The following is a 13,164-nucleotide window of genomic DNA, read 5'->3' on the forward strand; positions in this document are numbered from 1 at the left end:
CTAATCCTATGATTTAGAATTCCCATTTACCCCTTTTTAATTGTAATTCTGAAAGTCGTTCCTTTTCCAATTTCGGTCTGGGAAATCTTAATATCTCCATTATGATATTCATGAATGACCCTCTGAGCCAATGACAATCCCAGTCCCCAGCCTCTTTTCTTGGTAGAATATCCAGGTTTAAAAGCATTTCTGGCCTGCTGATTCGTCATTCCGCTGCCAGTGTCTTTTACTTCAATGAGTATGTTTTTATTCCTTTCAAAAACTGACATTACAATGGCTCCTTCTCCCTTCATTGCATCCACAGCATTCTTCACAAGGTTTTCAATCACCCAGCTCATCAGAATCTTATTATGGGGAACCAAAACAATATATGCGGGAAGATGAAGGGTAAAATCAACCTTTCTTGAAATTCTTGTTTTTAAATAATCATAGTTCTCCTGGATCGTTTGGTTGAAATTCATATCGTTCAGCTCAGGAACTGAACCTATTTTTGAGAAACGTTCGGAAATGGTTCTTAGCCTTTCAATATCTTTTTCTATCTCTTTCACTCCTTCAGAATCCGGATTCTCCAATTTCATGATTTCCATCCAGCCAATCATGGAAGACAACGGTGTGCCAATCTGATGAGCGGTTTCTTTCGCCAGTCCAGCCCAAAGATAGCCTTCATCCGTTTTTTTTATCGTTTTAAAAAACCAAAACGTAAATCCGAAATACAATAGGATAAACAATCCTAAAATATAAGGTGAATACTGCAGATTATTAAGCAATCGTGAATTGTCATAATATACAAATTGGTTATTACCATCCGGAACCTTAATCTCTATCGGAGCATAATTTTTCTCCATATTCATGATCAGATCATGGAGTTTTACCGGATCTTTGATTGTACTTTCAGGAATATTACGGTAATACCCAAGATCAAGAATAGGATTTTTATATTTATCCGTCACAATGAACGGAATGGTATTGTTTATATTCAGGATTTCAGGCAATAAATCCAGAACATCAGTATCAGGACTTTTTACTTCCTGCTGAATTCTGATTGCTTTAGAGAGCAGATTAATCCTTTTAATTTCCTCTTTTCTAAGGAAATTAATCAATGCTGTAGAAGATACTACAATGGCGATTACCAAAGTAGTCATCACAACAAAAATAATCCAGTTATTTAATCTGGTTAATATGGATTTCCTCAAGGTTATTTATTTTAAAACATTAAGAATTTTCTGCAGCTCTGCACTTCCACTCCCCTGATAGTTATTGATAATAATGGAGAACACATACTTCTTTCCATCCTTTGCAGTATGATAACCTGCAAAAGATTTGGTATCTCTCATTGTTCCGCTCTTCATTTTCATGCCATTATCCTGAACCGGAAATCCATCATAATAAGAGTCAAACCAGGATTGTTTTTTTGAGTATAAAAGAGCTTGCACTTCAGCTTTTGCAGCAACATAATTCTGTGGTGAAAGGCCGCTGCCATCTGCAAAATTAATCATATTAGGGTTGATTCCTTTTGATTTCCAGAATTCCTTTAAATAAGCCACTCCGCTCTTAAAACTTGAGTTTCCTTTTTTCTCTTTTCCTAAAGTTTTAATTAGTGTTTCCCCATAAAGGTTGATACTTTTTCTCAAAAACCAATAGACGATTTTATCCAGTGTTGGAGACTGGTACGTTAGGATTACATTACTTTTAGGAGCATCCAAAACCTGCTTCCCTTCTAGCTCGAGCTGCGAATTAGTAAGAGCTTTTCCGGCAAGTTCAATCCCAGATTCTTTTAACCATTGCTTTACTTCTGCTGCTAGCTGTAAAGGTGGATTAGGAGTAGAACCGGAAACGGTTACCGTTTTTCCTCCGGGAAGCATTCCATTGATTAGAGCTACGTTGGAGTGAGGTGCTGTAAAAATTAAACTTTGATCGGAGCTACCACCCGCTTTCAGATCATTCAGCCATTTTACACCCTCCAGCGGATAGGAAAAGCTCTTAAAATCTGTCCCATTGATGTTGATATCAAACTGATTTTCTTTCCAGTTGATTCCCCAAACTCCCGCTCCATAGTAATTTCCAAGGTCATCCCACGGCCATCCTCCGGGAATGGTTTGATGGTCAAAATAAGAGTCATCAATCACCAGATCCCCGGAAATCTTTGTAATTCCGGAATTTTTAACAGCCTCTATCAGCTTCTTTTTAAAACTTTCAGGTTTGTATGCTTCATATCTCCAGCTTCCCAAGGTAGGATCACCATTGGAGCTGATGAAAAGGTTTCCGTTCAGATTTCCTCCGGATATACTTCCGGAATAACTTGAAGTGGTAGTATAGGTATAATTTTTCCCTAATGTTTCTAACGCAGCGCCTGCTGTAAATATTTTCTGGGTAGAAGCCGTTGAAAGCCCCTTATTCCCCTGGTATTCATATATAAAATTGCCATTATCATCTGACACATAAAATGATAAATTAGAAGCAACAGCCCCTGAAGAGTCCATAAGATCTTTGGTTGCTTTATCTAATTTCTGGACCATATTCTGGGCCGAAACAATCTGTACAGAAAGTGTGAGAACTGCAAGTGTTTTTTTCATTGCATTGTTGTTTTGTGCTAAAATTTTGCTGGTAAGCAAGCATTTACAAATTTTACATTGATCCTATTATCTTCATATTATAATGGTACCATTCTAATGTGAAATTGTATATCATTATCTTATTAAAAATTCTAAATCAAATATAGTTAAAATAATAACTTTTTGTATTTTTCAAGATCTTCAGGAGTGAAAAGAATCTGATGGTCAGGAATTTTCTCAAAAGAGCAATCATATTTAAAACATTCCTCATAACCATCTTCATCTATGAAAATATCCATTTGACATTCTTTTATATATTCTGACTTTCCCTCATAGTCTTCTTCATGATATTCGCTGGTACCCCAAGGTTCATTATGACAGCGTAAACAGGATTTATGATATACAGCTACATGCCCGCAGATCTCACAGTTCTGGAGATTCTGGAACAGATCTGAAATTCTGTTCCGTAGATCTTCCGGAAATAAGTGCTGCGGAATAGTCTTCAAAAGCAGATAATAATTCGGTTCATAGCAGGAAAAAGAGAAATATTCGTCGTTATTAATGTGATTTTTTGTGTAAAGTTTCAGTTTTTTCAAATCGAATTCCACTTCAGTCTGTATGATATCCTTCACATTCAGAATCGATTTATTCTTATAAGTAATATTCTGTTTTTCATCAATTTCCATGATGGGTTTCTGATCAAGAAAGTGATTAAGACATAAAGTTGTTTCCCACGAATCAATCGTCCTCAGTTTCCCTTCATTGCCACAAATCTCACAGACCTTTTGAGACAATTGGGAATATTTATTAGTGATTTTTCTCAGATTGGCATTCAGTTCTTCATTTTCAGAATAAATAGAGCATCGCAGCCCCCCGAATTTTTCTTTTCCAAAAACATCATGCTCTATATTCCATCCTGCATTAATCAACTCAGACAGCATTTCTCCGATCAGAGTATTCCAACCGGTACTGTTCACTGAAAAATTCTTCAGATTGCGTTCTATAAAACAATTGAGGTCTTCCTGCTTCATTATAATGAGCTTCCTGCTTCTATTTCGTAAGGTTCTTTTCCTTTTTCAAAAATTCTGGTCAGTTCTTTTCCTTCCACAGTAATGGTTTCATTGATTCTTCTTATCCAGTTTCCTTCCCTCAGGCCTACTACTTTAAGGTCATTTTGCGTAAGGAATTCCAGGATACGGGTTTCTCTGGTTTCTCCGTTATGCTTTAAATCCGGGTTAGGATCAAGATAATGCGGGTTAAGGTTGAAAGGAACCAGTCCCATACAGTCGAAACTTGGCGGATAAACAATCGGCATATCGTTCGTAGTCTTCATATTCTGTCCTCCGATATTGCTTCCTGCACTGCATCCCAGGTATGGTTTTCCATGGGTTACATTTTCTTTTAAAACAGACATCAATCCTTCTTCGTGCAATGTTTTCACCAATAAAAATGTATTTCCACCACCTGTAAAAAAAGCTTTTGCCTTGTTTAAAGCTTCAATTTTATCTTCAAATTCGTGAAGACCCTTTACTTTAATATTAATGGTTTCGAAAAATGAACGGGCTTTTGCCGTATACTCATCATGGGAAATGCCACCTGGTCGTGCGAAAGGGACAAAAACAATTTCATCAATTCCTGCATATAGTTGAATTAATTCTTCTCTTAAATATTCCAGATATTCTCCACCAAAAAGTGTGGATGTGGAAGCTAATATGATATTCATATGATATTTTGATTATAAAAATAGACTTACAAAGATAGCCTCAAACAGCAACGAATCAAAAATTAATCTAAAAAAAACGCGAATCCCGTTAATATTTTCTAAAAAAACTTAAAGCCTCTAAAATTTGAACTTTTATGGAATTATTATTGAATTTTAATTTTCAGAATTATTAAAATATAAGATTATGAAAATGCCGAAAGTAAATATCAAAAACCTATTTGCAGGTTTAATTCTTGTAGGAAGTGCTAGTTTTGTAAGTGCTCAAACCACTCAAACAGATAGTGCCAACAACACAGCAAATCAAACCGCTGTTGCCACTCAATCAACAAATCCTACTATAGAAGGTCTTAAAAAACAAATTGAAACCAATCCAAAAGATACGGAAGCCTTAGCTAAATTAGCAACTGTTTACCAGGAAGCATCCGATTGGACCAATGCAATTGATACCTGGAAAAAAATATCTGTTTTATTACCAGATTGGGCTCCATCTTATTACAGCCAGGCCTATGCTTATCAGTCGGCTAAAGATGATGCTAATGCAAAAATTGCTTATGAAAAGTATATCGCTGCAGTAAAACCTGAAGAAGTTGAACAAAATAAAAAGAATCTGGCCTATGCCTATTTCTATATTGCCTTCTCAGAGCAACAAAGTGATCCTAATAAAGCAAAAGAGCATATTGCAAAATCGTTGAAATACGATCCTAACAACCAGGACGCCATAAAATTGAGCAAAACTTTAAATTCATAGATAAAAAAGCAAAATCCGGAACATGTTCCGGATTTTGCTTTTTTATTTTATCATCACTTCTTCCATGAAATTTTGATGTTTGGTTCCTGACTTCCTATTCAATCTTCTTCCCAAAGAAATCTGTTTCACCATGCAAATGCCTGATGATTTTTTCAATATTACGCTGAATACTGGCTTCAGTTTTCAGATTGTTGATATAACGGATCAATTCATGTCGTCTTGAAGGAATCAGTTTTTCAAAGTTATTTCTAGCCAACGCACTCTCTTTTATTGCCTGTTCTAATTGAGGGTGTATGGAAATACTTCTGTCAGTATCATCATATTCCAACATCACCTCAATGGTTTCTCCAATTCTCTTTGGGGAGTTTTTCAACATGGTTAAATTGACATACAGTCTCCACTCTCCCAAGTATTTCATCAGATTTTGTTGAAACTCCTTTCCATTCACGGTTCCTTTTACCGGAATCGGACTTTTATTTCTTCCTGATGCTTCGAAAGTAGCTTCCAGAATTTTTTCGGGAACAAAGACAAAAGGATTGATTCCTATTATTTCCAAAGTCGCTGTAAAAGTGGCGTTTTTCATTGGGTATAAGTATTAAAGCAAAATTAACTATTAGATTTTATATTCAATGAATTTTGTTTTTGCTACCGTAATTATTACTTCTTCTTGAGTTTTTATCTTATACCCTATTTCGGACTTCCCACACAATCATGCTCGTATTCTATAACTCTTCCCCAATATGTACTCAAAAAAATCATATCCCAGAACTCAATTAAATGACTTATCTTTGTAACAATAAATCTATTTAACAAAATGAAATTTTTTATTGACACAGCTAATTTAGAGCAAATCAAGGAAGCTAAAGATCTTGGAATCTTAGATGGTGTAACGACCAACCCTTCATTAATGGCTAAAGAAGGTATTCAGGGAGCTGAAGCGATCAAAAACCATTATAAGACGATCTGCGAGCTTGTAGACGGAGATATTTCTGCTGAAGTACTTTCTACAACTTATGAGGAAATGATTAAGGAAGGAGACGAATTGGCTGCAATCCACCCAAATATCGTTGTAAAAATTCCAATGATTAAGGATGGTATCAAAGCATTAAAATATTTTTCTGATAAAGGAATCAGAACAAACTGTACATTGATCTTCTCTCCAGGACAAGCTCTTTTGGCAGCTAAAGCAGGAGCAACTTATGTTTCTCCATTCCTTGGAAGACTAGATGATATCTCTACAGACGGACTAAACCTTATCCAGGAGATCAGATTAATTTTCGATAACTATATGTTCGAAACTGAAATCCTTGCAGCTTCTATCCGTCACTCAATGCACATCATCGACTGTGCTAAAATTGGAGCTGATGTGATTACATCTCCACTTCCTCCAATCTTGAGCTTATTAAAGCACCCATTAACAGACAGCGGATTGGCTCAGTTTATTGCTGATTCTCAGAAGTTATCTTAATTCCTGACTGTTTTTTCAGATATAAATCCCGAAACTTTGTTCCGGGATTTTATTTTATTCATTTCCTTCAATATTTTTCACCACTTTACAAGGATTTCCTACGGCAACAACATTCTCCGGGATATCTTTAGTCACGATACTCCCTGCTCCTATTACCGTATTATTTCCGATGGTTACCCCAGGTAAGACCACTACATTTCCTCCCAACCATACATTATCTCCTACCGTAATCGGATGGGCATATTCCAACCCTGCATTTCTCTGTTTCACATCAAGCGGATGTCCTGCTGTATAAAAGCTGCAATTGGGTCCTATAAAGACATTATCACCAAACTTAACCTTAGCACAATCTAAAATCACAAGATTATGATTGGCATAAAAGTTATCACCCACTTCAATATTATACCCGTAGTCACACCAAAAGGAAGGTTCAATACATACATTTTCTTTTGTACTGCCCAGAATTCTTTTGAGCAACTGCCGTCTCCCTTCTGGATCAGAATTCTTCAATCCATTATATTCTAAGCACAAATCTTTACAAGCCACACGTTCCCCGATTAATTCTGTATCATAATTGGCATCATACAAAAGTCCAGCTTCACATTTTTCTTTTTCTGTCATAGAGGTTTAAGGTTTATGTGGTTTAAAAATAGAAATATTGAGCTATATAAACAAAAAACAGGATCATCTTTTGGATCATCCTGTTCAGTAGAAAATAATAATTTTAGTTCACCAGATCCGGTTGTATCGGATTGTTGTCTTTTTGAAGCATATCTTTTGTTCGCTTTTCCATTTCTTTGAATACCTGATTGGGGTCTGAGAATTCTTTACCGTCTGCCGTTTTTACTTTAAAGGCGACTTTTCCTCCTGCTTCACCACCATTTCTCATCATGAGCTCTCTCATATTCTTTGTAGGGTCATTCACATAGGCTTTCCAGGCTTTTTTAAACTGGTCTTTGGTCACTTCAATATCTTTACCATCCAATCCCAGTATTTTTACATTTCCCGGAAGCTCTAATCCTTCTTCTTTCTTTGGAGACTGTAGGTTTTTATTACCTACGAGCTGCATGCTGTGAGATCCTGTGGTATCTTCTATTTTTACAATAAGCCCCGGAAGCCCACAAAAAACATAGGGTCCGTCCTGAATAGGAATATCTGTTGTAAACCAAGCCGTCCAGTCTCTTCCGCCAAAACTTGTTGTAGCCTTCTGAGCATTGTACTCCCCTATTTTCTGCTTTTCAGGTAAAATTTTCCATTCAGGCTTTTTGTCTTCCTTAATTTTATATTTATCCATAGAAATACTTCTGAAAAGATAGGTTTTAAAATCAGGGTACTGTTTGGTTACTCTATAGGAGACCGTCCCAGGTTTGTCTCTTTTGTTTACACTTATGCTCCCGCTTCCGGATTTCAACTGTTTTTCAAGCTCGGCACGTCCGGTAGAATCTGCCACAAATTTATCACGGCTATAATAGTTGGACCCATCTTTATCAATATCCAGCAACATCATTTCTTTCTTCACATCATCTTTATTATTAGAATCCGGAATAAACGTGTATTCATAGAAAAACCTGTTGACCTGTGCATTGGTCAGGATTCCCAGGAATATAAAAAATAGAATTTTAGTTTTCATAATGGATGATAAAAAAGGCTTTGTCAATATGATATTGGCAAAGCCTGGTTGAACTTTATTTCTTTGTCTGAATTCTTATTTCATTCTGTGTTCCTCGTACTACATTTTCCTTAATAATATTAATCCTTTCAATATTTTCAGGTTTTATAGCAAGAGCTTCTTCCTTGGAAACTTCATTTCCATTCACAAAGTATTTAATATTATCCCAACCTTTCATATCATACTTCTTCACTCCATTCATGGTAATGTTCCCATTTCCGTCTTTTTTAATGAAGTCTGCCTGCATAACCATGATTTTAGGAGAGCCTGTTAGGGTTACAACTCTTGGGCTTGTCGTTGCATTTTCAGCTTCCTGTCTGGCCTTCTCCATTTGAATTTTTGCATTCTCACTTTCTATTTTTGCTTTGCTGATTTCAATTTTTGCCTGTTGTGCAGCTTCTTTTCCGATCTTTGCAGCTTCCCTGCCGATTTTTTCGGCCTCTCTTCCAATTTTCTCAGCTTCTATCGCTGCTTTACTGGCTTCTCTTGCTGCTTTTTGAGCATCTTTTTTAATTCTGCGAAGTTCTTTTTTATCAAGCGGATCCATATTTTCAAGATCCTTCATCTGCTTTTTCCATTCATCAGATTTGAAATATTTATCAACTTCCATATTGGCTGTAATATTACCAATCTCTCCGGCTAAAGAACTTATTTCCTCAATCTTCTGATCGAAAATTTTAGACTCTGGATCCAACCCTTCAAGTTCTTTTTCTTTTTCAGCCAGCTTTTTTTCAAGTTCAGCCAATTGAGGATCAGTACCAGGAGAGCCAGGTTCAGCTTCTTTTATTTTTTTCTGTTCTGTTTTTTCTTTTACCGTATCGTGTTTGATTTCTGAAACTACTTTTTTAATAGAGAGGTTCGTTTCCTCAATTTCCCTGTTCTTAGCATTTACCAGATAAGCAAAAGCTACGGTGAATAAAACCGGCAATGCAAGGATTCTTCGCGCATACCCGAATTTGGTTTTTGGTTTTTGTAACATCTTAAGTCTTTTTTTAAGGTTTGAACTTAGAAACGGACTGGCAGCAGGCAACTGTGTTCCGGAAAAGTGGCTTGCTAAAAGCATCTGCGCAAATGCTTTGGTGTCCGAATTCTTTACGGCTTTTTTATCAGCCAGATATTCATGGATTAAACTAATTTCTCTTTTAATGATATGAAAGAATGGGTTGAACCAGAAAATAGCTGTCATCACTTCAATAAGAATTTTATCGAATGAATGTTTCTGTTCAATATGTACCATCTCATGCTTTAAAATCTGTTTTCCGATATCAGAATCCAGGGTAATGGCATTCTTCCAGAAAAGGTTCTTAAAGTATGAAAACGGAGCTTCGGTTAAGTCTGTACGGTAAAAATTGATCCCGTCAAAACTTTCTTTGTGAAACTGTTCCTTAAACTGCTGGATCTTAACAATCCCGTAGATAAGCTTTCCTAAAAAGTAGAAAGAAACCAGTCCCAGAGCTGAAAAAATAATGTTAAAATAAAGGTTACCATTGTTTACGTTTTTTTGTGTGTTAAAATTCTGAATCTTATCCAACAACAAGTATACATCACTATTAACCTCTATCGTAAAATCATCCAGTTTGATAAGGGGCAGCAGCAGTGACACCACAATTGCCAACAAAAGATAGAATCTATTATAATGATGGAATGTCTTGTCTTTTAAAGACAATTGATAATACAAAAACATTACACCAGAACATAAAATTACTTTTCCAAAGTACAGAAGTAGAGTTTCCATGGTTATTAGTCTTTATTTTTAAGTTCATTTAACAGCATTTCAAGATCTTCTACAGTCATTTCATTCTTTTCTACCAGAAATGAAACGGCACTTTTATAAGATCCTTTGAAATAATTTTTCACAAGGCTTTTCATGGTTTTCCCTGAATACTGTTCTTTTGTTACCAATGGAAAATATTCATGTTGTCTTCCGTGTACGTTATAGTCTACGAACTCCTTTTCCTTCAATACTTTTAAAATAGTGGAAACGGTATTGGTATGTGGTTTGGGCTCAGGAAAGAGGTCAAGAATATCTTTAAGAAATCCTTTTTCCAATTTCCATACATACTGCATGACCTGTTCTTCTGCTTTTGTTAAAGTCTGGTTTTTCATATCCTTTCATTGATCATTAAAGTGACATACAAATGATGATTCCCATATCACTAAGAAATTAGTTATACAAATGTAGAAATAAAATTGAATCTAACAACTATTTTTTTAGTGATAAGTCATTGAAATAATATAATCAACTGTAAATCAATACAATAAAATTCAATCAAATATATTAATTTTAAAACAAAGTGAAACGATCACCCATTTATCAACATAAAAAGATAGGTTTCTGCCTGAAATTCTTAAAACATACTAAGAAAAAGTAGAGATTTAATGATTTTTTAAGAAACATTCAAAACTGATAACCTATACTCTATATAATCAATAAGCAGATGATTTTTTTCGTGTTAATACAGTCCGATAAACCTACACTTGAATAATTTGTATTTGATTATAAGATAGTTATAATTTATTATTGACTTCAATCATAAATCAAATTTAATTATAATTAGAATAATTAAAAATAAAGAAGCTGTTTTCTTTGACGATTCATTAGAACCCTTTAATTTTGCTATTTATAATAATTATAAATAATGAAATTATACCAGCGTATTTTTATCTTTCTCATTTTTACTCTTTCAATTTCCCAAATCCAAGCACAGGATACTGGATTTCCGGTTCAGGGAGTTGTACAAAATGACACAAAACAGGGATTAAGTGGCGTAACCATTTTTGTTGAAAACACAAAAATTAAAACACAAACCGATCAAAACGGAAATTTCAGGATCAGCTACAAAAAAGGAGATGCTACTTTGGTCTTTCATCTGGATGGTTATAAAAAGTTCAGAAGGAAAATCAACTTCGGCAACGAAGTATCTGCGGTAAATGTTCAGCTAACCGAAGATCAATCAGTAGTAAAAGAGGTTGTTGTACACGGAAAAGGTAAAGTAAAATCATTACAGGACGGTGCTTTCACCGTGAATGCTATAGATGTTGCAAAATTGGCCAATACCACAGCCGATCTAAACCAGGTATTGAACAGAACCACAGGGATTAAAGTTCGGCAGCAGGGAGGTATAGGTTCCGATTATAACTTCTCTATTAACGGAATGTCCGGTAAGGCTGTAAAATTCTTTATAGATGGAGTTCCTTTGGAAATGCTTGGAAAAGGCGTAGACCTGAGTACATTACCTGTAAATATGGCCGAGCGTGTAGAAATTTATAAGGGCGTTGTTCCTATCCACCTAAGTACCGATGCTATGGGTGGGGCTGTTAATATTATTACTCCCGGAAGCAGTAAAAACTATCTGGATGCCGGGATCAGTATAGGATCTTTTAATACACAGCGTATCAATCTGAATGGACAATTTAAAGATGATAAAACAGGAATTATCCTGCGCATCAACAGCTTTTATAACCATTCTGATAACAATTATCTGATGAAGGATATGAAAATCTGGAATCCTGCTAAAAACGAATACGAACCAAGAAATCTAAAACGTTTTAATGACCGATATCAATCTGTTTTTGGGATGGCTGAACTTGGAGTAGAAAACAAAAGCTGGGCAGATTCTTTCTTTGTAGGAGCATCACAATCCGTTTTTGACAAACAGATCCAGACCGGTTCCAACCAGGATGTAGTGTATGGTGGAGTAAAGCAAAGCGGAGAAGCTCATAATTATTTTATGAAGTATAAAAAAGCGAACCTCTTCAATAATCATCTGGATGTAAATGTCTATGCAGGTTTTTCCAGAAGTGTTCAGAAAGCAACCGATACCCTTATGCGCAAATATAGCTGGGATGGTACTTTTGAACCTTCTGCAACCAGTGAAAAAGGAGGTAAAAGTATAATTATGCAGCATGAAGACCGTCTCTATACGCAAATGGGAGCTACTTACAGAATAGTGGATCATCACAAATTGATCTTTAATTATGTAATAGATTATCTTAAAAATATCACGTTCAATAAACTGGAAGAGGAAAAAGATAATGTATTTCCTGCGAAAATGACCAAGCAAATACTGTCTATGGCCTATCAACAAGAGTTTTTCAATAGACATTGGACGAATATTTTCTTTGCTAAATATTACCAAGTAGGATTACAAAAAATGGTTTTTGATCAGGTGACCAGGACTGATAGTCCGGTAAAAGATCATTTCAGTAACTGGGGTTATGGTTTTGCAACAACGGTTAAAATCACGAATGAGCTGGGACTTAAAGGATCATTTGAACGCTCTTACCGCTTGGTAGAACCACAGGAAATCTTCGGAGATGGTGTTGCTGTAACCAGTAATATGGATCTGAAGCCTGAAACCAGTAATAATGTAAACGTGGGCTTATACTACAATCATCATTGGGGACAACATGCTTTCCGTATAGAAGCTGCAGGATACATCCGTGATACAAAAGACTTTATTTTCACCGTTCCTAATTTGTACAACAGTACTTTCAAATATGAAAACCTATCCAATATCTTTACACAAGGACTTGAAGGAGAGCTGAGTTACCAATACAAAAGGCTCCTGAATGTATTGATGAATGTAAGCTACAACAAAGCTTACGACAATACAAAGTTTGCCAACAACAGCGAAGATGTAATTTCAGCAACTTACAAAAAGGATGTTCCTAACCAGCCTTGGTTATTTGGAAATGTAAATGTAAGCATTGGTAAAGATGACTGGCTTCAGAAAGACAGCCGTTTAGAGTTTTACTATGGATTACAAATGACTGAGTGGTTCTACAAAAACTGGAAAACGTATGGAAATCCAAGAAATATTCCCATTATTCCAAGACAAACCCTGCACAACATTGGGATCAGCTACTCTATGAAGAACGGAAGGTACAATGTGGCGTTTGATGTCACCAACCTTAGTGATGCACTGGCCTATGACAATTTCAAACTTCAGAAGCAAGGACGTGCTTTCTATATAAAATTCAGATATCTACTTAAGTAAAAGA

The 13,164-nt window shown here is 35.7% G+C and carries 12 protein-coding genes; 3 read left to right on the forward strand and 9 right to left on the reverse strand.

All coding sequences use genetic code 11. The features are described 5' to 3' along the window. Positions 1–26: 26 nt before the first annotated feature. From EL260_RS15285 to pepE, 4 genes are all read right to left on the reverse strand, one after another. A complete protein-coding gene (locus tag EL260_RS15285; RefSeq protein ID WP_123856167.1) occupies positions 27–1,193 on the reverse strand; it encodes a sensor histidine kinase in 1,167 nt (388 codons plus the stop codon). Positions 1,194–1,199: 6 nt separating this feature from the next. Then, positions 1,200–2,573 carry a D-alanyl-D-alanine carboxypeptidase/D-alanyl-D-alanine endopeptidase gene (gene dacB / locus EL260_RS15290; RefSeq protein ID WP_123856168.1) on the reverse strand — a complete coding sequence of 458 codons (1,374 nt, stop codon included), beginning with the start codon at positions 2,571–2,573 and terminating at the stop codon, positions 1,200–1,202. 146 nt (positions 2,574–2,719) lie between these two features. Next, complete coding sequence (locus EL260_RS15295) at positions 2,720–3,583, reverse strand: hypothetical protein (protein ID WP_123856169.1); 864 nt, start codon at positions 3,581–3,583, stop codon at positions 2,720–2,722. After that, positions 3,583–4,275, reverse strand: coding sequence for a dipeptidase PepE (gene pepE, locus EL260_RS15300; RefSeq protein WP_123856170.1), 693 nt, complete (start codon positions 4,273–4,275; stop codon positions 3,583–3,585). Before pepE ends, EL260_RS15295 begins: the two co-directional genes overlap by 1 nt. Positions 4,276–4,459: 184 nt before the next feature. Here pepE and EL260_RS15305 point away from each other — a divergent pair, with 184 nt between their 5' ends. Further along, on the forward strand, positions 4,460–5,023 hold the full coding sequence (locus EL260_RS15305) for a tetratricopeptide repeat protein (protein ID WP_123856171.1): 564 nt from the start codon (positions 4,460–4,462) through the stop codon (positions 5,021–5,023). A gap of 94 nt (positions 5,024–5,117) precedes the next feature. Here the strand turns inward: EL260_RS15305 and EL260_RS15310 are convergent, their stop codons facing one another. Beyond that, the gene (locus EL260_RS15310) at positions 5,118–5,606 is read right to left on the reverse strand and encodes a YdeI/OmpD-associated family protein (RefSeq protein WP_123856172.1); all 489 of its coding nucleotides are present in this window, start codon (positions 5,604–5,606) and stop codon (positions 5,118–5,120) included. Between the two features lie 231 nt (positions 5,607–5,837). On the opposite strand from EL260_RS15310, the gene fsa reads away from it, so the two are divergent. Continuing rightward, a complete protein-coding gene (gene fsa / locus EL260_RS15315; RefSeq protein WP_123856173.1) occupies positions 5,838–6,491 on the forward strand; it encodes a fructose-6-phosphate aldolase in 654 nt (217 codons plus the stop codon). 54 nt (positions 6,492–6,545) lie between these two features. On the opposite strand, the gene EL260_RS15320 is transcribed toward fsa, so the two are convergent. From EL260_RS15320 to EL260_RS15335, 4 genes are all read right to left on the reverse strand, one after another. Next, positions 6,546–7,112 (reverse strand): sugar O-acetyltransferase, encoded by a 567-nt coding sequence (locus tag EL260_RS15320; RefSeq protein WP_123856174.1) that lies wholly within the window; start codon positions 7,110–7,112, stop codon positions 6,546–6,548. Positions 7,113–7,215: 103 nt separating this feature from the next. Beyond that, entirely contained in the window at positions 7,216–8,121 is a 906-nt protein-coding gene (locus EL260_RS15325; RefSeq protein ID WP_123856175.1) for a GLPGLI family protein, read from the reverse strand. Between the two features lie 55 nt (positions 8,122–8,176). After that, positions 8,177–9,895: a M56 family metallopeptidase gene (locus tag EL260_RS15330; protein WP_123856176.1), complete on the reverse strand. Its 1,719-nt coding sequence runs from the start codon at positions 9,893–9,895 to the stop codon at positions 8,177–8,179. Positions 9,896–9,900: 5 nt separating this feature from the next. Continuing rightward, the gene (locus EL260_RS15335; RefSeq protein ID WP_123856177.1) at positions 9,901–10,266 is read right to left on the reverse strand and encodes a BlaI/MecI/CopY family transcriptional regulator; all 366 of its coding nucleotides are present in this window, start codon (positions 10,264–10,266) and stop codon (positions 9,901–9,903) included. A gap of 533 nt (positions 10,267–10,799) precedes the next feature. On the opposite strand from EL260_RS15335, the gene EL260_RS15340 reads away from it, so the two are divergent. Further along, a complete protein-coding gene (locus EL260_RS15340) occupies positions 10,800–13,160 on the forward strand; it encodes a TonB-dependent receptor (protein WP_123856178.1) in 2,361 nt (786 codons plus the stop codon). Positions 13,161–13,164 lie beyond the last annotated feature (4 nt).

The sequence above is a fragment of the Chryseobacterium nakagawai genome (genome assembly GCF_900637665.1).
In the GTDB taxonomy this organism is placed as follows: domain Bacteria; phylum Bacteroidota; class Bacteroidia; order Flavobacteriales; family Weeksellaceae; genus Chryseobacterium; species Chryseobacterium nakagawai.